A 22699-nucleotide genomic window follows, 5' to 3' on the forward strand; every position below is an offset into this window, starting at 1 on the left:
CTTAAGACAGCCATTCTGGACGACACGACCCTCTTGGAACAAGAACCGTTTTATATTCACCAGGTGTTTCAGACATTTGAACTTGGTCTGTTACCCCTCGGTAAATGCCACACGGGGTTTCAGCTGTAAACAGATCTGGCGCAACAAATTCATGCTCTTCTGTTTTACCTGATGTTTGTGCTACATACTGTTTATCAAAAATCCCCATCGACATAATCCATAATGAAACTCGATCCAATGAGATGCTCACACGATAGCTTCCACCTTCTCGAGCACGTCGCTCAAGCGCAACGAGTGCGCCTACTTCGAGCAACCACGAAATCGCATAATCATTCACGATAGAGATTGGTGGTAACTTCGGATTATCGGAAGAACCTTCTAATGCCATCACCCCTGTCACACACCCTGCCGTTTGATCAAATCCATTTCGATTTGCCCACGGCCCTTCTGTTCCGTGGAGATTAACCGTACAGTGAATGATGCCTGGTCGAATTTGCGCCGCGTCCTCAGCTGTTAGGCTGTATTGTTCCAGAAAACCGTAGCGTCGATTGGCAAAGAAAATGTCTGCATCAGCAAGCAAATCGTTCATTTTTTGCTTTCCTTCACCGTTATTAAGATCGAGAGTTGTTGAGCGCATTCCGACATTCGACGTGTAATATACCATGTCATGCTCCCAATCGGTCGGTCTCCATACGTTCAATACATCTGCACCGTGCAACGCAAGCGCTCGACCCATTCCAGCGCCTGCAATAACATGTCCAAGACCTAAAGCACGGATTCCATCAAGCGGAGATTCTGCACCATCTGGAATCGGCTCAGGATCGCTTTCTCCAATTTTTTCAATCTGAATGAGCGGAAGTTTTGAAATGACGTCATACACAGGCTCTTTCATAAATTCTTCTAATGTGCGAACCACAGGCATAATAACTCCGCGCTCGGAAGCTGCTTTTTCAAGTTCAGCTGAGTCCCATTGCATAATAGCATGAGCCACGGCTGATTTATCCTCCGTGCAGTTTAACAGTTTTAACGCTCCGTTTTTAGATCGAGGATATGGATTTAGTGGCATAACCCACTTTCCGTCCCGCGTTTTATAGAAGGTAAAGTTTAGCGGATTATATGGATCATTCGCTTTTCCTGGCGCATAGCCATTCAACCTCTCCCACTTCTTATCATAGAAAGGTGATAGGCGTCGAAGCGCTTTACGTAGGTCCATATGAATGTCTTGTCCCTTTCCACCTTTTCCTCTCCACAGCTTAGCCACCGCAACGGATTTGGCCACTAAGGCAATTCCTGCTGCTGACGCAAGGCGAAGCGTACTAGGTGCAATCGGATCTTTTCCGTAAAAGGAAATGTTTCCTCCAGCATCCTCTGGAGATAACCCGACATCCGCTAGTACTTTTTCAAGCTCTTTATAGATGTCAAAGCCGTCGTCCTCTTTAATCGGATTATGGTAGGCGTCATTTAACATATCTGTTAATTCTCTATTGCTCATCGTTGCATTCCCCTTTCGACTGTACTGAATTAGAATAATGACTAGTTGTTTCTATATACAGGTTACCCGTTTCAAAGGAGTTATTATTGCATTTTCTAGAAAAATTTTGTGGGATCATCAATGTTTAATAGACAATAAGGATGGCATGGATAATGTGGGAAGGATTTTAGTCCATATTTTTTTGGGGTTTACCTTCAATTATGATAAAAATAAACTAGTAGAACATTTATTCGATTGAGGAGAATGTGACGATATGAGTAAAAAACGAAATGTGGTATTATTTATTGCTTCGAGTTTAGACGGGTATATTGCGACAAAAGATGAGTCTCTAGACTGGCTTTATGATGTCGAAGGAGAGGGAGATAACGGCTATTCAGAATTTTATAGTACCGTAGATACGGTTGTAATGGGTAAAAAAACGTATGACTGGATCATGAATCAAGACTTCAAGGAGTTTCCATACGAAAACAAAGCATGTTATGTGTTTACAAGGTCTTCTACGGAAAATACCAAAAATGTAACGTTTGTAAATGAAGATCTTACTATTTTTACAGACAAACTAAAAAGGCAAGATGGGGAAAATATATGGATTGTTGGCGGAGGAGAATTACTTCATTTCTTTCTAAAAGAAAACTTAGTGGACGAACTTATTATTACAGTTGCTCCAGCTATACTCGGAAAAGGTATTCCATTATTCAAAGAGGGAGATTATCAATTAAACCTCTCGTTAAAGACCATGAGAAACTTCAACCAATTTGTTGAGTTGCATTATGAAGTTCAAAAATAAAGAAAACGTCTAAAATATGCAAAAACCACGCTTACGAAGGCGTGGTTTTTGCTAGTTATTTAAGTACTGATCCCAGTCATAGTCCTTTATTTTATAAAAGTTGCCTTGCTCATCCCGTTCATAGGCGCAAAGCGGCGGATCATGAAAAAAATCCAATATGGTATCATCCATATTGAGTACAACCCCGAGTGAGACGATTTGGAAATTAGTATGATCAGCTAGGTAATCATCCTCCTCATAGCCGCTTAAAAGAGACCATCCTGAATCCCCTTCTTCGTGAGGCTCATCCCGAAGCATAAAGTTTACTTCTCTTCGATCTAGTACGTCGTTACTTACCGTGACAAGCGTATCAAAATAAAAGTCCCATTTTTCATTTGCGGGGTCATCGTGCTCTGTGCTGCAAATATGCTCTCGGTTAAACGTAATAACAGTATTCGGTGCGATGTCTACATGATATGGTTCGTTATCAAGCCTACCAATAAAATGGGTTCCTTCGATTGATGTAATTTCAACCCACATCCGTTCTGCTCGCATCCCATCTTCGCTTGGTTCTTTGGCAACGAAAATTAATTTCACAAGATCTCCTACGCTGAGTTGTCGAATTACCTCTTCACTCGGAATGTAAAAGGTATACGGTGCTTTTTTATTTGCTTCTCGTGCATTGTCTAAAAACCAGTTCATATTGACTCACCTCTTTTTCTTATTGACTTTACTAGGAGACTGGCGCAAAATTTTTTGGAACATGATCGGCTTGTTCTTTTCAAAACAACGCAAAACCTCTTCACCAAATATGGTAATACTTCGTTCCCACGGATGACCTAAAAATCCCCACTTAAAATCTTTTTCGATGAAGAAATAATAGTCGCCGTTCGGAAAGATGGGAACTATCCACTCTCCCCATTCATCTCGTTCAAGGGGTAGATGGGAATTTAACCAATAGCACTCATGCTGCCAATCTAAGGCATATATATATTCGTCAGGATCTGTTAGCTTCTGAAAGACGCTTAGTGATTTCTCTTCTAAATCTTCATAAGCTCCTTCCCCCATCGTTCCTTCAAAATAGCCTGAAACATCATATGTTATAAAAGGACGGGGTACCTTCAAGCCTGGAAATCGACGTATACTAGGACTAAATTTCAGCATTTTATCAATGACTTCCCAAACGACATCCTGCTCCTGTTCAGTGAAGGGAATCCAATTATCCATTCGCTCATTCCTCTCTCTTTAGGTAAAACTTTTTCTTTAACAAGCACATAGAAAAATACGGACATACTCCTAAACGAATATGCCCGTGTTCTTATTTCTGTTGTGTATGAGAAACCAACCGCTACACCATTTCTGATCGATCGCTCAGTTCATATGTATAATTTGCATGGCTACAAGACTACTAGATAGAGCGCTTACAAGTTTTGCGATAAGCGGATCATATCACAGCACTGAATGCCATCTTCGAAAATTTCTTGGTCGTAATGACGTAAATAAAAATCCCGATCAATCCCTGTTATACGGAAGCCGCATTTTTGATAAAGCGCAAGCTGACCGATACTAGAGTTGCCTGTGCCAATTTCCATTCGTTTATAGTTATCTACTTTTGCCGTTTCAATCGCATGCTTCACAAGCTGTGCGCCAAATCCTTTGCTTTGATGATCGCGCGCAACGGCGACATTCACAAGTTCAACCGTTTCAGGTCTTGTTGGTAGTAGTACGTACACTCCTACTACTTCTCCCTCGTATTCCCCAACAAAGCATTTTCCAAGCTCCAAGTATTCTCGAACGATCTTTTCAGAAGGATCAGCTAGTAAAAGTAAATTCATAGGTGATGGTTCTTCTGCTGTTAAAGGTCTAATAATCATACTACCCCTCCGTTGTTATTTTTCTATATTGTACGATATTTCACATTATTTTGCACCGGAATGGTCACGTAATTTCATATTTTAGGCAAAAAAGCACCGGATCGCTCTTATTTGTTCTCTTCCACTTGCAGAAAATCGGCTAGATAATAATAGATTTTCCCCATCATCCCTACATCGTTTCTAAAAATGTTTTCACCTGTTTTGGAGATCGTAACTGGATGATCTGCTTGTGCTGAAGTTGCTGAAGCTTCTTCAAAATACCGGGACGTTTTTCTTTTGGATACGACCATACCCATTTTAAAAATCCTATATCAAAGTGTTCTTCGCACCCTTCACCCATATCAGGTCTCCTTCGGTTACGATAGGTAATCATTCGTTTTAGCGCACGATATGTACAAACCGTGGGCGGAATGTCTAGGAAAATAATTGTATCCGCAGCCTCAAGGCGAATGTCCATCGTTCCGCTATAATTTCCATCAATAATCCATGCTGACTTTTGCACTAATGATTTCTGCACTTTTTGCTGCTCGTCCTTCTCCACTCCAACCCAATTCGGCTTCCAAAAGAGCACGTCGAGATGATAAACGGGATTGTTTAATTTTTCTCCAAGCTCCCTCGCGAGCGTAGACTTTCCAGAACCACCTGATCCAATTAACATAATTCGCTTCATCTATTTAACGCCTCTTTCAAATTGAATTTTTTACCATATTGATAGTATAGCATTTTAGATGAAAATAAAAAAACAGACTCCTTATCAAAAGGAATCTGTTTCTTTCTTACTCTAATTCTCCGACAAACCAAATTTCATTTTCCTCTGTGCCGTCCTCATCTATTATCATTTCCGTCACGCCCGATACGTTAAAATGGCTCGGGATGAGTAGGTTTTTCTCTGTTTGAAGGTTTCTGCTTTTAGGTAGAGGCACCCATTTTTGATCGTCGCTGTTTCGGTCAAAAAACCGCGTAAAATAATCCTGACCTTTAAAAACAATGATTTGCGAACCCCATAATTCAGGACTTGTAATCAGTGCCACCACTCGGTAATCATCTGATGGCTTCAGTCCAACCAAGTGCTCCGCTTGATCTACTAGCCCTTGTATGCACGCTCTCTTTGCTTTTTGGGGGGTTTTAGGAGAATCAATAAATCCTTGTGAAACAGGAAGGTGTAAGTGCCAATACCCATGATAAAAATCTGTCGGAAATACCTCTGTATACGCCTTAATTCTCTCTAGCAGTCTAGTTGTTTTGCGGTTTATGCCCCGCATTTTCTTTTCTCTCATCTTTATCCTCTTTTCATTCAACGGCGATCTTTCATCACAAATCTAGGAACAATCCCAATGTAGACGAGTTCACCGACAAGCTCGACGATCGTTTGCGTCACGATGACTGCTCCAGCTATTGTCGACCATTTGTCTGGTAGTGCTAGTGCGAGCGGTAGTACAACAAGTGAGTTTCTCGTTGCGGTACTAAAAATTAATGCCCGACCTTCACCTACGTCTAATTTGAATATCCACACAAGAAATCGCGATAAAAAAGGCATGATTACTAAAAACAACACATAAATGGGTATGACGTGAACGATGATGTGAAAGTCACTATATACTTTATGAATTTGTGAAGCCACAACGGCGATTAATACGAGTGCCATAAATGGTACCGGGAGCCATGCAGTAAAGTCTAAAAACTTATTCCCTGCGGTCGCCTTTTTCGCCCATAGCTGCGTAAGAACGGCTACCGCAAGCGGGAGCACAATTAAAACAAGAAATGCTTCCACAAAGGGTGCCACATGAACAATGCCGACCATTTTCTCGCCAATAAACAACCATAAATAAACGGGCAATAAAAGCATTTGAACAACAAATAAAATAGGCGTTGAGGCAAGCATTAATTTCTCATTTCCTTTTCCAAGCTGAGTAAAGACGATGACGTAGTCAATACACGGAGTGAGTAGCACGAGGCATATGCCCAATAAAACAGGCGTAGATTGCGGGAAGATGCTTGTTAACACCCACACGACAATTGGAACAAATATGAAGTTTCCAATGAGCAAAGCCACAATAAATTTTACGTTTGACATTGCCTCACGCAGTTTTAAAAACGGTATTTGCGCAAACATGCCGTACATTAAAGTGGCAATGAGCGGTGAAATCGTCCAATGCAGGCTTTCACCGAATGGCTTGCTGGAGAGTCCCATAATGGCTCCAATAATTAGTGCAACACCGTAAACCCAAATTTGATTATTTTCTAAGCGCTCTCTAGATGTAATCATGGATAACTATATCCCTCATTTCAAATCTCTTTAACACATTCATGCGCTTTTCTTCTTCATTGTAGCTGACTTTTCTCCAGCCTCGAGGCTACTTTTCCTGATATGCAGCGTCAATCGCTTTTTTCAGCTCGTCTGGACGCCTTGTGCCGATCACGATCGTATGTTGCTGAAATTGTATTTCCATTCCGCTGTTCCCGCTCATATTATAGGCTATTTCGTTCTGAAGATTAAATCGAATGCCCCATCCACCAAATCGTTTTAACGGGCTGTATGTAATGGGCTTATAGGACGTGATCTCTGAAAAGAGAAAAACTTTATAATGAATGTGAAACGGAACGTATCGTATATAAAGACCATCATCACGAACTTCAGTGACCAACTTCAACAGGCCAAGAAAAACAACGGGAAAGATAATTCCAAAAACAACCCACAGGACGATCAACGTGCCATTAGAAGCGGGATTTGTGCCAACTTTATTTCCAAAAAAGACTTGCTGAATAAAGGCATACCACATCAACAAGGCAACCGCGAGCATCGGCACCCATAATAAAAGCGTTCTAGGACGCTGAATTTCTCGGTAACGTACGTTTGCTTTTTTGCTCACGTAAAACCCCCTCCTTTTTGTTTATTTATCTTTCATTATACGTGATGATAAGAGGGAAAATAAATCTTTATATAAAACCACATGGAATATGATTTGGTTCGATTAACGAGTCACCACAGCAATATATGCAGTAGTGTAGCACAAACACAAGCGTTCAGAAAAAAGCGAATGGATATTGTTTTCAAGCGTAAAAACCTACTGTATGTTTATATATGAAAGATTGAAATGAAATGAGGTTATTTAAAGGTGAAATTTGATGAAATTGAAGCGAAAGTCCATTCTAAAGAAGATTTATTACAATTCATAAAATTATTAAAGGTGAACTATTTAGAAAATGAACAGGAGTGGGAAAATACAAGTATAGATACATTCCTAGATGGGATGGAAGCTTGGACAAATGATACGGACTTACTAACGGAAGAAGCTACATGGAGTACTTTTGCAAAAATATTGTACGCAGGAAGCAGGTACGAATAATGAATAATAGAGTACTTAACTTGCGGATGTTAACGTTCAACAAAGTAATGCTTTACAAATCTCGAAGCACAATGGCCCCGAGAGTTTTGGTGCTCCTTCTATAGCTTAATTAATCGCCAACTCAACTTGTTTACATTAAAATCGAGCGCTCGTAGTTCTTACATGTACCCACGAAAAGAAAATGGTCTATTATTGAAAGAAACGACACTTATAATAAAGCGATAAACAAACATAATATAAACGCAATACCCGATATAGGCGTCATGGTATATCTTTCTTTTTTACTCCGAGATAGCAAATTTGCAATCGTATTTAAACCGAGGAAGATGGTAATTACCCATACCAATGGGTTGGTTGGTAAGAAGCTCAAACCTTTTATAACATAAGCGTGTTGTAAAAAAACAACGCTCATGAACAAGAGAATCAAAGCATTACCAACACTTAAAACACGTCGATTTTTAGGTAAAATCTTATAAGAACCACCCATTGCAAACTCACCAAAGGGGCAACCAAACGAAAGTAATACGTGAAAACACGCGATCGATACAAAGATGACGGTCACAATGATTGAAGCTACAGAGAGAAAACTGATTTTCATTCCCCTCCTTCTCTAATGATACGTTCACCCTTACACTTTTTTAGCACTCTACACTCTTGTACTGTATATGCTTATGTCGGAACTCGTATCGTAAATCCATAAAATCATTTATGAGACAAAAAGAGGCCGTCATTCTCTGTGAATGACGGCCTCTACTAGTTCGTTTATAAAATTACGGGTATTGATTAGCTATGATTTCATCCCATTCTTCAATGGATTTTTTATCGGATACGCTTTTCCATTTCTCCGGCACATCCACAAAGCTCATGAGCTCTAAGCTGTTGCCATCTGGGTCTTTGAAGTAGATGGACGCATTTCCTTGATGAGGGCGTACAAATGGTTCAACAGACGTTCTGCTTCCAAAAGGAACGGCTTCAATATCAAGGCTTTCGAGCCAGTTTAGTGAGTTTTTCATGTCTTCATAATCGACTTGAAATGCGATGTGCTGTAGTGATGGGTGGTACGAAATTTTATGTTCTTCGCCCTCCCATAGTCCTAACCAGCTCTTGCCTTCTTCAATCCAGAAGAATGCCGTCTCATCATCTCTCCAAGCAAATTTTAGTCCGAGCTTTTCATAAAATGCCATCGATCTCGTTAAATCCTTTATTGGTAAATGTGCTTCGTATATTCCTTTAATCATTTCCTCATCCCCTTTTCTATTTCTAGAATACGGGATTTTTGCACGAACAACCTCAGCTTACAGTTGGAATTTTTATCCGTCTTTGGACGTAAGACAGGGAAAGATGATCACTCACCTTTCCCTGTCTTTTCGTCATTTACGTTTTTAAAATGATGAATGGTTACGTTTTTAAACGTTGCTGCACCACCGTCTGAAAACAAGGTAATGTTTTGATCGTTTAGAGGTGGAAATACTTCCTGTGAATGAACGATCTTACCGTCATCGACAAACACTTCGACGCTCGTTTTATCGACAAAGATGTTGAGATGAACGTCTTTTTTATCTTTTGGGAACGGAGCCTGACTTTCTACATACTTTTTCGCATCATCAGGCTGGTCGGTTTGACCACGGTTCACGTAGGAATAGTTGCCTTCTTTTGAAACGCCCACATCCAGATGACGTTTTTGATCATCTGATTCTCGTAGGCACAGTCCAACGTTTTTCGCTTCCTCAAATGAAATGTCCGCTTGGATTTGATAGGAGTCTCCTTTTACATCGAGCGTTTTGGAGCCGTCTACCTCTACATCTCCTATGTCGTTTTTCGATGACACAAAATCCTGCAGCTTTTCAATCGGACTCGATGTGATCACGTATTGGTCATCCTGCTTTTTAAGACGAAGTTCCCGAACAATGGAATCAACGCCGTTAAAGCCTTCTTTTACGGTCGGCGTGTTATCTGGATAGTCCCAATTATTCATCCACGCAAGGGCATAGCGTTTCTCAAGCTTATCGTCTTGTTCACCGTCATCAAATGTGACTCCGCCATACCAGTCAAGACCATGATCAAGCCATTTCGGATCATCGTTATCAGGCGTAAATTCCTTCCCATCGAAATCTCCTGTCCAGTAAGCGTACGTATTTGGCTGACCGGATTCCTTTCCGTTCGCGCTCGCACCGAGTACCCATTTTTCCGTACCATCATCACCGCGCATGCGGAACAGATCCGGACATTCTGTAATCCCAATATCGTTCGTTTGGAATCCACCTGTATATGTCCAGTACTTTAAGTTGTCGGACTCATAAAAGCCAATTTTGGCTCCTTCTGACATGAGCATCACCCATTTATTATGCTGGTCGTCCCAGACAACCTTCGGATCACGGAAGTCCTCAACGCCTGGGTTCGGAAGCACGGGCTTCTCATAGGCTTTAAACGTTTTTCCGCGGTCTGTGCTGTACCATAAGTATTGCTCCTGCTTCCCGCTGTCTGCTGACGGTTGCGTAACAAGCGCAATAATGGTGCCTTTACCAAACCCAGCCGTATTTTCCTTATCCTCCACAACCGAACCTGACCAAATATCACCGTTATCATTCGTGAACTTCGGAATCGCCACGCCTTCATCTTTCCATGTGACTAAATCTTCAGATGTCGCGTGTCGCCATTCCGTTCCTCCACCCTTTTTCGAGTAGTCACCATTATATAAATAGTAATAATGATATTTACCGTCAAAATAAATCGGCTTTTGCGGATCATTCTTCCATTCTTTCGGCGTACTGAAATGATAGTTTGGTCGAAAGCTTGATGATATTTCCTCTTTAAACTGTTTCGGGTGATCTGCTGGTTTAGAGTGTGATTTTTCTCCCTTATTCGCAATGGAAATCGTTACAACAGCGATGATCGCGACGACAATAAGAAGCGTAATCAGCACTTTCTTCGTCATTTTGTTCACCTCTTTCTAGCTCTAGATAAAAAGAAAATGGTGAACTTCTTCACCATTTTCTCTGTTTGAAACTCTTACTTATCTTCCGTTAACTGACCTTGTTCAAGAATGCTGTTTTTCACAACAGACGTTTTGTCACCATCAAGTTTCACTAAGAAACTTGGTGCAAATGTTGATTTGTTGTCTTTAAAGAACCCACGGTTTGTCATGTAGCTTGTTACGACTAAGTTGTCACTATTTGCTTGTGGAATCGCAAAGTGTGAATATGTGAACGTTTTGTCGTTTGGATCTAGGTTCATGTTTAATACAAGACCTGTTCCGTTTAACGGCTTATACTTACCAGTTAATGAATTTGATACATATCCAAGCATATATACGTCTTTTTCATCAACGCCGTCAATCGTCATTTTTGCTCCACGAGAATCCGTGAATAAATACCATTTTCCGTCTTTTTTGAAGATGTTTGCACGTTCAATTTCATCTGTCACCGTATTTGACGTAATAAGCGGCTTCATGACTTTTTTCAGTGAGTAATCATCATTAAGCTCGATAATTCCTAGTGCACCGTTTGCTTTTTCCGCTTTTGCCTTGTTAGGACCTTCTAATAGGCTTTTCTTCTCTGATTGGAAGAATGGATTGTTTCCACCGTAATATGCACGGTTGTACAGTGATTCTTCTCCTTGGTACCCGTCTTCTGTTCCAGTGTTGGCTTCAAATACAAGGTATTTGTGGCCGTTATCTTCTACATAGTGTGGGTCACGCAGCGTGTGGTTATCACCAGAATCATACGCGCCTTGGTCAATATACTGCTGAACGTTTTGATAGATCTTCCCGTCACCGTCAAAGATGGATTTATGATCATCAACACCCGTAATTTTTAGCGTGCTGTTATCAGGCTGTGTAACGTTCACTTGTGCTGTTGTGAGCGTTTGTTTTCCGTAGTTTTTACCAGAATAGTCTGTGTAGAATAAACGTACTTTCCCGTCATTCGTTAATGTTGCCGAACCAGACCATTCTTGTGTTTGATCTTTTAAGAATGGGTCCTTCGGATTTGCGAATTTATCGCTATCTTTGAACACGCGGCCTGCGTTTTTCCAATTATCGATGTTGTTGTCGCCTTTTTTCTTATAGAACATATAAACAGACGTATCATCCGCATCTTTTGGATCTCCAGCTAGTGCGAATACAATTTCATATCCTTTGTATTCAGCCACTGTTCCGTCTGCATTTTGCAACGGCCAGCTGTCCCATACGTCTAAGTCAATTGTGTTTCCGTCTTTATCTTTTCCTTGTGCAGAAGCGATGTTTTTAATCTTTGACTCATCAAACTGAGGCACCTTAAATTGATCGCTTTGCTGTTGCTGAGGAATTTTTTTCATATCATAACGCGTAATATGTGAAACGCCGTAGCTATCATTGTGATCTTTCGCATCATGCCCTGCTCCTGCAGCAGAAGCTTGAAGACCTCCACCTACTAATAATGCCGTTGTAAAGGTTACAGCCGTAGCTTTTCTTAGAACGTTCCATGGTGTTGCTTTCGTTGAGTTTGCTTTCATCTGATCTTGTTCTCCTTTTCAAACAATATAGTAAGTATGTGTAGAGAAAACCTTACCGATCGGTCTTCACGCTCTTTTTGGAACCGGTTCTATTTCGCCTCAAAAAAAGAGGATAAAAAGACGGAAACACAAATGGTACGTGTAGCATCCAAACGGCTTGTCCCGATATTGTGACGGGGGTAATCCGCTTAACACACCATAACATTACTTGTTCGACACAAGAACGTCAATTCAATCAAATGAACTAGATCTGTTTGAAAAGTCCCCCAACAGTGTTCCTTTCCTGCGCTCAAAGTCCCCGATTTTCAAAAAAGTCATATAACGCTTTCATTTTAAAAACCGAAAACGGAAACAATCCTTGTTATGAAGGTGTTTTTTAAGGAATATGTACACCAAAAAAACGAGGATAAATTTTACACGCTTGTTACAGATGTAAAGCCAATATGTTAAAAACGGTGAATATCCTCCTATTTTTGTTTACGTGAAGAATGATTCTTTTTACTTAGTAAAAAGATGCTAGGTTGCATATATTCAAGCATCAATCATGCGTTGCGCATGGTATTAACCGAGTTATGAAGAGCAAAAAGACGACACTTCTAAACCCTTTCAAAAATAAAGTTTATCTAAATTTGTTTCCCTACCTTCATTACTTGTCCAAAAAGATAGAACTTGCAAGTAAAAAGCGCTGTATGAGTCACCTACACGTGATTATTTCTCATTCTTTTTGGAGATTTTATAAGTAACAAATAACAGGAGGTTGTCCTTGCTTGAACAGCTTCTTCAAGCTGTTCAAGCATTTTCTCTTATACATACGAAACTCTTTCCTATGATAATTCGTCACATTTTTCTTCAAAATTGCACTGACGATGACTTTTTCCTATGTTACAATCAACAAGCTCGCAATTATAAGTGTTCATTGTCCTAATAACTCCCTTTTTACTAGAAAATTTTTCTTCAAAAATGTATTTTTTGTGAACATAAGCTTCAATGGGTGAGCAATGACGTTTAAAATTGTTATTATTTAGATAGGCAAATTAATTAGTGTTTCATGCCTTACGTAGTTTTAAGCAGGGAATGTGTTATTATCGGCCCATTTTCGGTATACTGATAGTAAGGTTTGATAATCTTGTAAGTAGAGAAAGGAATATCGTACTAATGCAAAGTAATGCAAACATTTATACAAACGTAGAGGATTCGCCTACAGCGGAAAAAGAAAGCTGGCTCAGTATTCTTTCTCAAACCGTGAAGGTTGGAATCATTAAATCAAATTTAATTCCAATGCTCGCAGGTCTCACACTGGCCTTATATACGTATCATTACAGCTTGCTCCCAAAACTTCCGAACATCATTCTAGCATTTATCGGTTCGGCACTCGTTATTGGTGCAGCATGTGCATACAACAATCTATATGACCGCGACATTGATGCCGTTATGGAACGTACGAAAAATCGCCCTACCGTAACAGGTTCGATTAAGCCAGCAACGGTTATGTGGCTGGCCATTATTATGACGATCGTTGGACTAGGAGCGCTTTATTTTGCATCTCCTCTGTCCTCATTAATGGGCTTTTTAGGAATGTTTTTCTATGTGGTCCCATACACAATGTGGACAAAGCGTCGCACGATCTACAACACAGAAGTCGGCAGTATCTCTGGAGCTATTCCAACACTAATTGGTTGGACAGCTATTAAACCAGACCTTAGCCATCCGGCAATTTGGGGATTATTCTTCATTATGCTCATTTGGCAAATGCCTCACTTCTATGCTATTGCACTACGTAAATATGATGAGTACAAAGCAGCAAACGTACCAATGCTACCAGTTGTTAAAGGCATGAAGCGAACATACCTGCAAACAAATATTTATCTTGTACTACTCATTGCATCAAGCTTCTTAATGGCTCCACTAAGCTGGGGATTAACAATTGTTGCCCTGATCTTAGGTGTTATTTGGTTGATACTAAGCTTACGTATTTACAATAAAGCCGATACAAAAAAATGGGCAAAAACATTATTTATTTTCTCACTCATTCACATGACCGCGCTTTTCTCAACGGTTATTGTGTACTCATTGATCGGAATGTTTTTATAAGATAAAAAAACCCCGCTTGGAGGCGATCCAAGCGGTTTTTTTATGCCGTGTCCCCTGAGTTAATAAATAGAGTGGATCTCTAACCCTTATTAAGAACCTCATATTAGTTTGAAGCTCCATCGTTGAATTAAATATTCATAAATTTTTAAAAAGTACGAGTTAGTAATGATCCGTTAAAAACTCTACAATATCACCGTTAATTTTAATCAAATGTTCTTCAGATGGGAAATGTCCCATATCATAAGTCTTAAATGCGATTAAATTTGGAATGATTTCTCTAGCAACTTTATTTAATTTACTTTCAGGAAAAAAGATATCTTTTCTTCCTGCCATGATTAAAGTGGGTGAACTATAATGTGATAATTCTTCCTTCGTAGTCAATTTAGGCATTTCTTGTTCAAGTCGAACATATTGAAATACATCTCCAATAATTTTTTTATCCATTTTCCCCATACTATTATCTGACATCGTAGCCGTTATTTTATGAAGATATTTCGGTGATGAAGTAGCTTTAAATAAGACTAAGGGAAGTAAGATATCTTTTATCATTCTCATCTTAGATCCTAATCTTATTCCTGCTGGTGATACTAATACAGAACAGTCAATTTTGTCGGGCATAAATGTAGCTAATCTTAAAATAATACCTGCACCATAGGAAGGACCAACAAATGCACTACTGTTTATATTAAAGTAATCCATTAGTTCCTTTATCCACTGCGCAAAACTATCGTCCTTCGCCGACATTCTATTTTCATCACTGTATCCTGGGTGACCAATTGTATCTGGTGCATAAACTCTATATTGATCTACAAGTGGCAAAAACCAAGACAGCGTCATTGGATTTATACAATTACCACCCTGAAAGATAAAAATGGGTTTTCCTTCTGGTGGTCCTGCTACAAGAATATGTGTTTTACCATAGCTTGTATCAACATAGATTTGCTCGATATCAAAATCAAACGACTTGAGATAATTATCGTAATGGTGCGTAATAAGTCTTTTCCCTTCACTTTTATAAATGGTTTCTTTCCCCACAAAACATCCCTCCCCTATGCTGATAGAAATTAAGATTTACAAGTCGGTTATGCCTAACTTTTGAACTCTTCTTCAATATGAGTTGTAGCAACACGCTTTCGTTCTTTTTGTTAGATCACAGAACAACCGTTCATTTTCATTCAACTACCATCCGAATTGTTGATCACAGATTTTTACAAAAGGAATCCAAAAAAAGATATCGAATGTATTAGTAAAAGGAGCGTGACCTACGTGAAAGATCTATTGTCAGATCAGCTTTTAGCAAACGCGAACGATCGGAGTTGGTATGAGCCCTTTTCTGTGGTCGTTGCACAGCTTTCAGAAGAACAAGCTCACTGGAAACCAACTCATGAAGTAAACAGCATTGCCGAAATTGTGCAGCATTTGCTGTATTGGAATAAGACATGGCAAATGAGATACATAGCGAACGATATTCATGCTGTGCCGTCTATTGGAGACAACAACAAAAGCTTTGAGCTAGGAGATGCCCTGCCCTTTAAGGAAATGAAGGCTACCTTGCTTTCTACTCTTCTAAATTGGCAAGAACTTTTGACAGAGTCGCAGCTTCAAGATAGCGTTCAAGGGTTTTCAGAGGATGTCCACTGGTGGCAGATAATAGGAAATGTAACGACACACAACGCTTATCACGTTGGACAGATTATCGTGTTAAGAAAACTTCAAGGGTCTTGGCATTCTCATCACGTATGGTAGCTAGTACGATTTAATAAACAAACATCCAGTTAGTTTTTGGTCAAAAATAGGGCAGCGTTCAATTTAGACGTTCCCCCTATTTTCTATTCGTCCCCTTGCAGCTGCTTACCAGTGTGCCTGAAGCTTATTACCATTTGGATCATAAAAGTGAAAAAAGGCATGGCCATTGTCTTCTTTTATCCTCTCAGCCTTGACTTCATTGTTAAGTAAGTGTTGATGAAATTTTGATAATTCCGGAATAGCAAAGCCAATGCTGAATTCTGGTTGATGATTGATTGTAAAATGGGAAAATGTTTCATCTTCGGTCGGAACTAAGATCAGTAGAAAGGGACCTTCATTTACTTTTAAAATGGCCATTTCCTCTGTATGATTTACTAACTGAAGCCCCAATACATCTGTATACCATCGTGCAGACCGCTCTAAATCTTTTACAGGAATTCGAATATAATGTACGTGCTCAATAAATGATTTACTCATCGCCTTCTCTCCTTTTAATTCGTCCTCTATGTAGAATAGTTCTTTTAAATTCATACTTTTCCTTCTCACTATTGAATGAACCCGCCTATCGTTGGAACGATCAATTTTATTTGTCATAATGGGTGTTAGCTGAGAAAGAACACTGTCTCAAGCCATTTTTATGATTTTTAACAGTGCTATATATTTAAAAAGGATCGCAGCGTAATAGCAAGCATAGCCATTTAGGGAAACGCCTGTATCAAAGGCGTTTCCCTTTTCATGCATTTTCTTTACTGTGAGCTGTCTTGACCACTCGTTAATCGCGCCTCTAACTTTTCCTTTACGCCTTCCCAGTCACGATCAATAATGCTAAAAAATACAGAGTCACGATACGTACCATCTTTACGAATCATATGATTGCGTAAGACGCCTTCTTTAATCCCGCCAATTTTCTCAATCGCTTTTTGTGACCGAATGTTTTGGTTATCTGTTTTAAACTGTACTCGGATGAGGCCCAGCGTCTCAAAACAGTAGCGTAAGAGAAGGTATTTACATTCGGTATTAAAATCTGTTCCCCATACAGATGGGTTGTACCATGTCCAGCCGATTTCTAGACTTTTAGTCGCCTCAGAAAGTGCTAAAAACCTCGTTGAGCCAACTACTTTATTCGTGTCACGGTCCAAAATAACAAAAGGCATTTCCTCACGATTTGCTTTCTTCAAAAGCGCCTCCTCAACCAATGTCGCCATTTCCTCTACCGTATGTATGTCTTTTGATAAATGACTCCACACCTGTGGATCGTTACCTGCCTCATACAATCCTTGTATATGTTCACGCTCCATCGGAATAATCCGAGCTCGTTTTCCTACCAGTTCAGTAAACATTTCTTTCACTCCTTTTTCATAAACAATCTTTGTAATGAAATTTTACATTTTTTTCAATATGGAGACAATCTCTATTTTTATTGAAAAAAGAGAACAATTGTTCTATAATAGGGAGTAAGAAAAAAATTCCAGGGGATGGTCAAATGTATTTAGCAAAATATGATGTAAAACTCGAACCATTTATTGATACGTACACGTTATCCGAACAACAGCTTCAGTTCACCGGAACGCCGAGAGATGCCATTCAGTTGTCTGCTACAGATCGTGATCGACACTCTATTTTAGCAATTGAAGACAACCGGCTTGTCACCTTTTTTGTCCTTCACGAACAAGACGGTCCAAAACCTTATTCACAAAATCCTCATGCGCTACTAGTACGCGCTTTTTCAACAGACTATCACCACCAAGGAAAGGGATTTGCCAAGCAAAGCCTGATCTTGCTTCCTTCCTTTGTTCGAGAGCACTTTCCTCATATAAATGAAATTGTACTAGCCGTTAATGTTCGAAACACGGCTGCTCAGCATCTCTACAAATCATGTTGTTTTCTTGACGAAGGGGTTCGCACGATGGGGAAAAAGGGAGAGCTTGTTGTGATGAGCTATTACCTAGAGGTACTGGTGTAAGAGAGTAATAGATTAAAAATGAAGGAGGATTTTTCTATGTCAATTTACTATAAAGTAATCGGAGAAGGCTATCCCGTTGTCATGTTACACGGATGGAGCCTTGATCATCATATCATGCTACATACGCTAGAGCCTTTATTTGAGAACCGTGTCGGGTGGAAGCGTATCTATATTGATTTACCTGGAATGGGACAATCAGCATCCTCACCTTCCATTCAAAATTCAGACCAAATGCTAGAAGCTGTATTGAACCTTTTAGATCAGATCATACCTAACGAACCTTTTATTGTTTGTGGATATTCGTATGGAGGATATATGGCTAGAGGAATTATTCACGCTCGCCCGAATCAAGTTCACGGTGCATTTCTTTTAGCCCCAGTGGTCGTTCCAGCTTTTAATGAGCGTATTTTACCTGACCATGCCGTGTTAAGACGTGATAAAAATCTATTAGCCCGTTTATCACCGGAAGAAGCCACAGAATTCGGCTCAATGGGAGTTTCACAAGGAGAACATGAATGGGAAAGATTTCAACATGACGTTTTAATTCCTGCAAAACAAGCAGATGAGGCGTTTTTGACTCATATTCAGGAAAATGGGTACGGTTTTAGTTTTGATATATCCACTACTCTCCATCATCCCGCCCTCATCATTACAGGTCGTCAGGATAATATCGTTGGTTATCAAGACACATGGCAACTAATTGAGGAATACCCAAGAGCTACTTTTACTGTGCTTGATATAGCAGGGCATAATCTACAGTATGAGCAAATAAATGTGATTAACGCACTTGTTCATGAATGGCTGAATCGACTTGAAGAAGAGGTTACGTTAACAAAATAATGTGCAATGATAGTCTTATTTTGTTTGTGGCATACGTTAGACATAAAAAATCACAAGCATGCGTCGTACTACAGACCATGCTTGTAATTTTAGCCACTTTTTATTCCCAAGAGAAGCTTAAACTCCCGCCTTTTTTCGTGTATATTTAAGTCCTTCTCTACGGTATTCTATTGGTCTACATCTCTAAAGTAACCCCATTCCTACTACTTCCACTCAGCTTGTTTCTCCCCCACTACTGTAAACGTATTGAGCGGCTTCACCCCATGCATGTTTACGGCTTCTCTAAGTACGTACACCTGAGATCGTAAAAGCTCCATAAATTTAGCTGGTAAATGTGAAAGGGCGTTTAGCTCCAAGTCGTATTCTGACAAAACGTAATGAACTTCCCATTCCCCGTCTTGTAAATCAGGAGACGAAATGGTTTCTGAACCGTACACTGTCCATCCAGCTTTTTTCATCGTTTCTTCTATATCTGCTCTGGTGAAGAGCGTTCGTACATTTGAAAAGCTATTGTCTTTAAACGCCTCGTACTGTGCCTGAACGTGCACGGCTAAAAAATGAGCGAGCTGTTCTGTACTTGTTGTTCGTATATCCCATTCCGCTATGTATAACTTCTTCCCCCACGTTCGGACTTTTTGAAGGACGCGCAGTAATTGATCAGGAGACTGAAAGTACCACAAGCAATGTGATAAGACCACAGCATCAAATTCGTTTTCTGCAAAATCCACCGACTCAGATAAAATATCTGTTTCAAATGAAACCCGAATTTGCTTTCCAAGCGGAGAATTTTTTAAATGTGCCATGGAATCACCCACTGTAATGGGGCTGCCATAGTCAGGAGATGCGATATCGACACCGTGCACAAGCCCCTCACCACCTACTAAATGCGCTAGTACAGCGGTCGTATCTCCTTGACCACATCCTACTTCTAGTAACCGGTCACCTTTTTTAATTCCCCACGTCCCCGCTAGCTTCAGTCGATGATTGGTTTGAATGAGCTGAATCTCTCGGTGTGTGTGACTAACTGCCATGCAGTTAACAATAGATTGTAAGATCGATTCTTTTATAATGGTCACCCTCTTTTCAAATGATTCTCTCTTAATTCGCTTAGCGGGTCCTAAAATCCTTGATAAAAGAGGAAACAGCTAGAATATTGTCGAAGGTAGGAAAAATAATAGAGTTTAGTCAAGAGAACACTGTTTTTTGGGACTACTCGTACGATTCCTTTCTACATTATGTTCCACGTGGTTTACTAAAAAACAGCTACATGTCAATCACGTTCTATCCACCTATAAGGAGCTGCTGAAATGATAAAAAGACTAGGATGTTTTCACGCACATCATTCGAATATAGCGGTAATTGACAATGCATTAACGGACCTAGAAGTAGAACTGATTCATTTCGTTGATCCAGGTCTTGATCGGATCAAAAATGATCCTCACACAACGGTAGACGTTGTTCAGTCTCGAGTTAATGCAACGCTCGACTGGATTGCTTCCGTGCACGTGGATGCTATTTTAATCACGTGCACGTTTTTTACAGCCCACTTGGACGACCAGTGGGCGTATCCTGTTCCGATTATCAAAATAGACGAGCCGTTGTTTCAATGGATTAGTAACAATCATCACTCATATTTGCTCTTGTTCACAAATCCAAGTACGGTTGATGGAACGATAAAAGGATTAGAGAATTATGCAAAGAAACATCAACAAACGATCGATGTACAGCCCTACCTCATTCCAAACGCCTTTGAACTGCTCATGGATGGAAAAAAATCTGACTATGAGAGAACAATTTTTAATGCCATGCAAGAATTAACTAAAAATTATCCTAATAAAGTTATTTCCACCGCCCAGCTGTCGATGAGTTCAGTTGCTGAGTCTCATACAGAGAGGCAGATCATGAATCACTATAAGCTATTAGCTCCTTACATAAAAACGGTGTTGTCTCATCTTTAAATATAAATCCTTCCTCGTCTCATTCACACATAATAAATGGCTCATTTTATCCCAGTGGCTACAATGAGTCGTAAAATCCATAACCGTTATATAGAGAGTAAATGATCTTTTTGATTGGCTAGGAATAATTATTAAAAAATAACAAATAACATCTATAACAACCATCTTGGGAGAAACATAAGGATACGATTTTTTCCAAAATACCCCTTGACATTTGTAAAAAATATACACTATAATCGCAACTATCAACTACAAAAGCACGGCTGGCGTTGAAAAGGACACGAATCATTTTTGGTCTTTCTTCTCAGAGAACAGGGTCACTGGCTGAGAGCCCTGAAGAAAGGAAAATGATTTACCACCTTTGAGCTGTTGAGGGGAAATGCGTCATGCAGATTAACTTCAACCGGGAAATCCGTTATCTTTTTAGAGCGCAGGCATTTTTCGCCTGCGGAATTCAGGGTGGTACCACGACCGCACTCGTCCCTATCATAGAGACGAGTGCGGTTTTTTGCATTTTTGTAGTCAACATTTGAATAGTAGCATTGAGAAGGACACGAATTACGCTTTCCTTTCTTTCCAGAGAACGGGGTCATTGGCTGAGAGCCCTGAAGAAAGCAGCGTCATTTACCACCTTTGAGCTGTTGAGGGGAAATGCGTCATGCAGATTAACTTCAACCGGGAAATCCGTTATCGTTCTAGAGCGCAGGTGCTTTTTGCCTGCGGAACTTTAGGGTGGTACCACGACCGCACTCGTCCCTGTCATAGAGATGAGTGCGGTTTTTTATTTGCACATTTTAAAATTTTAGGAGGAATGAACATGTCAAATCACGTAGAAGCAGAAAAAGGCAATCACAGAAAATTAGGTCAGGAGTTAGAGCTTTTTACATCAATGGAAGAAGCACCGGGAATGCCTTTCTTTTTACCAAACGGAATGATTCTTCGCAACGAACTCGAAAATTATTGGAAACAGCAGCACCAAAAAGAAGGCTACCAGGAAATTAAGACGCCAATTATGATGAAACAGGAGCTTTGGGAGCAGTCAGGTCACTGGGATCACTATCATGAAAATATGTACTTCTCAAACGTAGATGAACAAAATTATGCCATTAAACCCATGAACTGTCCCGGCGCCATTTTAGTATTTAACCATAAGCGAAGAAGCTATCGCGAGCTTCCTGTCCGCTATGCAGAACTTGGCCTTGTCCATCGTCATGAACTGTCTGGATCGTTAAACGGATTACTACGCGTACGCTCTTTTACACAAGATGATGCCCACATCTTTGCACAGATGCACCAAGTAAAAGAGGAAATTAGCAGCGTATTGTCAATGATCGATCAATTTTATGCGCATTTTGGTTTCAAATACAAAGTTGAGCTTTCCACTCGTCCAGAAAACTTTATGGGAGCTGTGGAAATATGGGATAAAGCCGAGGCCGCGCTACAATCGGTGCTTGATGAAAAGGGCTTAGATTATCAAGTTAACGAAGGCGATGGCGCGTTTTACGGACCTAAAATTGACTTTCACCTTCTAGATTCTCTAGGACGCAGCTGGCAATGCGGAACTGTACAGCTTGATTTTCAAATGCCAGAGAAATTCGGGTGCACATATATTGGAGAAGACAATCAGCCTCACCACCCCGTTATGATTCACCGTGCGATTTACGGCGCCGTTGAACGCTTTATGGCGATCTTAATTGAGCATTATGCAGGTGAATTTCCGCTATGGCTTGCTCCTGTACAGCTAAAGCTCTTGCCTATTGCAGATGCACACGTAGCTTACGCCTACGAAGTGAAGAAGAAGCTCTTAGCTTACGGATACCGCGTGGAAGTTGATGAGAGACGCGAGAAAGTCGGCTTAAAAATTCGCGAAGCTGAAATGCAAAAGGTGCCGTACATGGCGGTCATTGGCGATCAAGAAATAGTGAAAGGAAGTGTCGCCCTTCGCAAGCATAAAGAAGGAAATATGGGCATCGCGAGCATCGATGAGCTTATTAAACGATTTGCTGAAGAGGTATGAGCACACGAAAGCATTCGTAAAGGATGCTTTCCCCCTTTTTTAATCCATTTTTAATCGTTCACCCGTATCCTGAAGAATATCGTTCTAGACGGCATTTGAACTGGGTAAAATGCT

General features: G+C 40.2%; 24 protein-coding genes and 1 other annotated feature. Of the genes, 8 read left to right on the forward strand and 16 right to left on the reverse strand.

Features of this window, described 5'->3' with window-relative positions:
- Position 1 precedes the first annotated feature (1 nt).
- Positions 2-1492: a CoA transferase gene (locus tag AMD01_RS09455; protein ID WP_053401160.1), complete on the reverse strand. Its 1491-nt coding sequence runs from the start codon at positions 1490-1492 to the stop codon at positions 2-4.
- Positions 1493-1745: 253 nt separating this feature from the next.
- Between AMD01_RS09455 and AMD01_RS09460 the strand changes: the two genes are divergently transcribed.
- Complete coding sequence (locus tag AMD01_RS09460; RefSeq protein WP_053401161.1) at positions 1746-2279, forward strand: dihydrofolate reductase family protein; 534 nt, start codon at positions 1746-1748, stop codon at positions 2277-2279.
- A 51-nt stretch (positions 2280-2330) separates the two neighbouring features.
- On the opposite strand, the gene AMD01_RS09465 is transcribed toward AMD01_RS09460, so the two are convergent.
- From AMD01_RS09465 to AMD01_RS09495, 7 genes are all read right to left on the reverse strand, one after another.
- Entirely contained in the window at positions 2331-2960 is a 630-nt protein-coding gene (locus AMD01_RS09465) for an immunity protein Imm33 domain-containing protein (protein WP_053401162.1), read from the reverse strand.
- A gap of 6 nt (positions 2961-2966) precedes the next feature.
- Complete coding sequence (locus AMD01_RS09470; RefSeq protein ID WP_053401163.1) at positions 2967-3485, reverse strand: DUF2716 domain-containing protein; 519 nt, start codon at positions 3483-3485, stop codon at positions 2967-2969.
- 194 nt (positions 3486-3679) lie between these two features.
- Positions 3680-4132: a GNAT family N-acetyltransferase gene (locus AMD01_RS09475; RefSeq protein WP_053401164.1), complete on the reverse strand. Its 453-nt coding sequence runs from the start codon at positions 4130-4132 to the stop codon at positions 3680-3682.
- Between the two features lie 169 nt (positions 4133-4301).
- Complete coding sequence (locus AMD01_RS09480; protein ID WP_053401165.1) at positions 4302-4802, reverse strand: DNA topology modulation protein; 501 nt, start codon at positions 4800-4802, stop codon at positions 4302-4304.
- Positions 4803-4908: 106 nt separating this feature from the next.
- Positions 4909-5409 (reverse strand): DUF3916 domain-containing protein, encoded by a 501-nt coding sequence (locus AMD01_RS09485; protein ID WP_053401166.1) that lies wholly within the window; start codon positions 5407-5409, stop codon positions 4909-4911.
- 17 nt (positions 5410-5426) lie between these two features.
- Complete coding sequence (locus AMD01_RS09490; protein ID WP_053401167.1) at positions 5427-6398, reverse strand: arsenic resistance protein; 972 nt, start codon at positions 6396-6398, stop codon at positions 5427-5429.
- An 88-nt stretch (positions 6399-6486) separates the two neighbouring features.
- A complete protein-coding gene (locus tag AMD01_RS09495) occupies positions 6487-7002 on the reverse strand; it encodes a DUF6141 family protein (RefSeq protein ID WP_053401168.1) in 516 nt (171 codons plus the stop codon).
- A gap of 246 nt (positions 7003-7248) precedes the next feature.
- On the opposite strand from AMD01_RS09495, the gene AMD01_RS09500 reads away from it, so the two are divergent.
- The gene (locus AMD01_RS09500) at positions 7249-7479 is read left to right on the forward strand and encodes a DUF7660 family protein (RefSeq protein ID WP_053401169.1); all 231 of its coding nucleotides are present in this window, start codon (positions 7249-7251) and stop codon (positions 7477-7479) included.
- A 208-nt stretch (positions 7480-7687) separates the two neighbouring features.
- Here AMD01_RS09500 and AMD01_RS09505 read toward each other — a convergent pair whose 3' ends face one another.
- From AMD01_RS09505 to AMD01_RS09520, 4 genes are all read right to left on the reverse strand, one after another.
- Positions 7688-8077: a hypothetical protein gene (locus tag AMD01_RS09505; protein ID WP_053401170.1), complete on the reverse strand. Its 390-nt coding sequence runs from the start codon at positions 8075-8077 to the stop codon at positions 7688-7690.
- A 172-nt stretch (positions 8078-8249) separates the two neighbouring features.
- Positions 8250-8717: a VOC family protein gene (locus AMD01_RS09510; protein WP_053401171.1), complete on the reverse strand. Its 468-nt coding sequence runs from the start codon at positions 8715-8717 to the stop codon at positions 8250-8252.
- Between the two features lie 107 nt (positions 8718-8824).
- A complete protein-coding gene (locus tag AMD01_RS09515) occupies positions 8825-10414 on the reverse strand; it encodes a glycoside hydrolase family 32 protein (RefSeq protein ID WP_053401172.1) in 1590 nt (529 codons plus the stop codon).
- Between the two features lie 74 nt (positions 10415-10488).
- A complete protein-coding gene (locus AMD01_RS09520) occupies positions 10489-11970 on the reverse strand; it encodes a glycoside hydrolase family 68 protein (protein ID WP_053401173.1) in 1482 nt (493 codons plus the stop codon).
- A 1155-nt stretch (positions 11971-13125) separates the two neighbouring features.
- On the opposite strand from AMD01_RS09520, the gene cyoE reads away from it, so the two are divergent.
- Entirely contained in the window at positions 13126-14061 is a 936-nt protein-coding gene (cyoE, locus tag AMD01_RS09525) for a heme o synthase (protein WP_083446496.1), read from the forward strand.
- Positions 14062-14220: 159 nt separating this feature from the next.
- Here cyoE and AMD01_RS09530 read toward each other — a convergent pair whose 3' ends face one another.
- On the reverse strand, positions 14221-15096 hold the full coding sequence (locus AMD01_RS09530; RefSeq protein ID WP_053401174.1) for an alpha/beta fold hydrolase: 876 nt from the start codon (positions 15094-15096) through the stop codon (positions 14221-14223).
- A 222-nt stretch (positions 15097-15318) separates the two neighbouring features.
- Here AMD01_RS09530 and AMD01_RS09535 point away from each other — a divergent pair, with 222 nt between their 5' ends.
- The gene (locus AMD01_RS09535) at positions 15319-15807 is read left to right on the forward strand and encodes a DinB family protein (protein WP_053401175.1); all 489 of its coding nucleotides are present in this window, start codon (positions 15319-15321) and stop codon (positions 15805-15807) included.
- A 105-nt stretch (positions 15808-15912) separates the two neighbouring features.
- Here the strand turns inward: AMD01_RS09535 and AMD01_RS09540 are convergent, their stop codons facing one another.
- Positions 15913-16284, reverse strand: a complete 372-nt coding sequence (locus tag AMD01_RS09540) for a VOC family protein (RefSeq protein WP_053401747.1) — start codon at positions 16282-16284, stop codon at positions 15913-15915.
- 269 nt (positions 16285-16553) lie between these two features.
- Positions 16554-17147, reverse strand: a complete 594-nt coding sequence (locus AMD01_RS09545; protein WP_053401176.1) for a GNAT family N-acetyltransferase — start codon at positions 17145-17147, stop codon at positions 16554-16556.
- Between the two features lie 143 nt (positions 17148-17290).
- Here AMD01_RS09545 and AMD01_RS09550 point away from each other — a divergent pair, with 143 nt between their 5' ends.
- On the forward strand, positions 17291-17770 hold the full coding sequence (locus tag AMD01_RS09550; RefSeq protein WP_053401177.1) for a GNAT family N-acetyltransferase: 480 nt from the start codon (positions 17291-17293) through the stop codon (positions 17768-17770).
- Between the two features lie 36 nt (positions 17771-17806).
- On the forward strand, positions 17807-18610 hold the full coding sequence (locus tag AMD01_RS09555) for an alpha/beta fold hydrolase (RefSeq protein ID WP_053401178.1): 804 nt from the start codon (positions 17807-17809) through the stop codon (positions 18608-18610).
- Positions 18611-18813: 203 nt separating this feature from the next.
- Here the strand turns inward: AMD01_RS09555 and AMD01_RS09560 are convergent, their stop codons facing one another.
- Positions 18814-19641 carry a class I SAM-dependent methyltransferase gene (locus AMD01_RS09560; protein ID WP_053401748.1) on the reverse strand — a complete coding sequence of 276 codons (828 nt, stop codon included), beginning with the start codon at positions 19639-19641 and terminating at the stop codon, positions 18814-18816.
- 276 nt (positions 19642-19917) lie between these two features.
- Between AMD01_RS09560 and AMD01_RS09565 the strand changes: the two genes are divergently transcribed.
- Entirely contained in the window at positions 19918-20568 is a 651-nt protein-coding gene (locus tag AMD01_RS09565) for a hypothetical protein (protein ID WP_053401179.1), read from the forward strand.
- Between the two features lie 260 nt (positions 20569-20828).
- Positions 20829-21056: a binding site (T-box leader), on the forward strand.
- A 329-nt stretch (positions 21057-21385) separates the two neighbouring features.
- Complete coding sequence (thrS, locus tag AMD01_RS09570; protein WP_053401180.1) at positions 21386-22585, forward strand: threonine--tRNA ligase; 1200 nt, start codon at positions 21386-21388, stop codon at positions 22583-22585.
- The last annotated feature ends 114 nt before the right edge of the window (positions 22586-22699 follow it).

This window comes from Priestia koreensis, assembly GCF_001274935.1.
Lineage (GTDB): Bacteria > Bacillota > Bacilli > Bacillales > Bacillaceae_H > Bacillus_AG > Bacillus_AG koreensis.

What these genes read in the sequence shown, in the direction of transcription:
- AMD01_RS09455 (WP_053401160.1), bottom strand. Translation starts at nt 1,492, where the DNA reads ATGAGCAATAGAGAATTAACAGATATGTTAAATGACGCCTACCATAAT.
- AMD01_RS09460 (WP_053401161.1), top strand. Translation starts at nt 1,746, where the DNA reads ATGAGTAAAAAACGAAATGTGGTATTATTTATTGCTTCGAGTTTAGAC.
- AMD01_RS09465 (WP_053401162.1), bottom strand. Translation starts at nt 2,960, where the DNA reads ATGAACTGGTTTTTAGACAATGCACGAGAAGCAAATAAAAAAGCACCG.
- AMD01_RS09470 (WP_053401163.1), bottom strand. Translation starts at nt 3,485, where the DNA reads ATGGATAATTGGATTCCCTTCACTGAACAGGAGCAGGATGTCGTTTGG.
- AMD01_RS09475 (WP_053401164.1), bottom strand. Translation starts at nt 4,132, where the DNA reads ATGATTATTAGACCTTTAACAGCAGAAGAACCATCACCTATGAATTTA.
- AMD01_RS09480 (WP_053401165.1), bottom strand. Translation starts at nt 4,802, where the DNA reads ATGAAGCGAATTATGTTAATTGGATCAGGTGGTTCTGGAAAGTCTACG.
- AMD01_RS09485 (WP_053401166.1), bottom strand. Translation starts at nt 5,409, where the DNA reads ATGAGAGAAAAGAAAATGCGGGGCATAAACCGCAAAACAACTAGACTG.
- AMD01_RS09490 (WP_053401167.1), bottom strand. Translation starts at nt 6,398, where the DNA reads ATGATTACATCTAGAGAGCGCTTAGAAAATAATCAAATTTGGGTTTAC.
- AMD01_RS09505 (WP_053401170.1), bottom strand. Translation starts at nt 8,077, where the DNA reads ATGAAAATCAGTTTTCTCTCTGTAGCTTCAATCATTGTGACCGTCATC.
- AMD01_RS09510 (WP_053401171.1), bottom strand. Translation starts at nt 8,717, where the DNA reads ATGATTAAAGGAATATACGAAGCACATTTACCAATAAAGGATTTAACG.
- AMD01_RS09515 (WP_053401172.1), bottom strand. Translation starts at nt 10,414, where the DNA reads ATGACGAAGAAAGTGCTGATTACGCTTCTTATTGTCGTCGCGATCATC.
- AMD01_RS09520 (WP_053401173.1), bottom strand. Translation starts at nt 11,970, where the DNA reads ATGAAAGCAAACTCAACGAAAGCAACACCATGGAACGTTCTAAGAAAA.
- cyoE (WP_083446496.1), top strand. Translation starts at nt 13,126, where the DNA reads ATGCAAAGTAATGCAAACATTTATACAAACGTAGAGGATTCGCCTACA.
- AMD01_RS09540 (WP_053401747.1), bottom strand. Translation starts at nt 16,284, where the DNA reads ATGAGTAAATCATTTATTGAGCACGTACATTATATTCGAATTCCTGTA.
- AMD01_RS09545 (WP_053401176.1), bottom strand. Translation starts at nt 17,147, where the DNA reads ATGTTTACTGAACTGGTAGGAAAACGAGCTCGGATTATTCCGATGGAG.
- AMD01_RS09550 (WP_053401177.1), top strand. Translation starts at nt 17,291, where the DNA reads ATGTATTTAGCAAAATATGATGTAAAACTCGAACCATTTATTGATACG.
- AMD01_RS09555 (WP_053401178.1), top strand. Translation starts at nt 17,807, where the DNA reads ATGTCAATTTACTATAAAGTAATCGGAGAAGGCTATCCCGTTGTCATG.
- AMD01_RS09560 (WP_053401748.1), bottom strand. Translation starts at nt 19,641, where the DNA reads ATGGCAGTTAGTCACACACACCGAGAGATTCAGCTCATTCAAACCAAT.
- AMD01_RS09565 (WP_053401179.1), top strand. Translation starts at nt 19,918, where the DNA reads ATGATAAAAAGACTAGGATGTTTTCACGCACATCATTCGAATATAGCG.
- thrS (WP_053401180.1), top strand. Translation starts at nt 21,386, where the DNA reads ATGTCAAATCACGTAGAAGCAGAAAAAGGCAATCACAGAAAATTAGGT.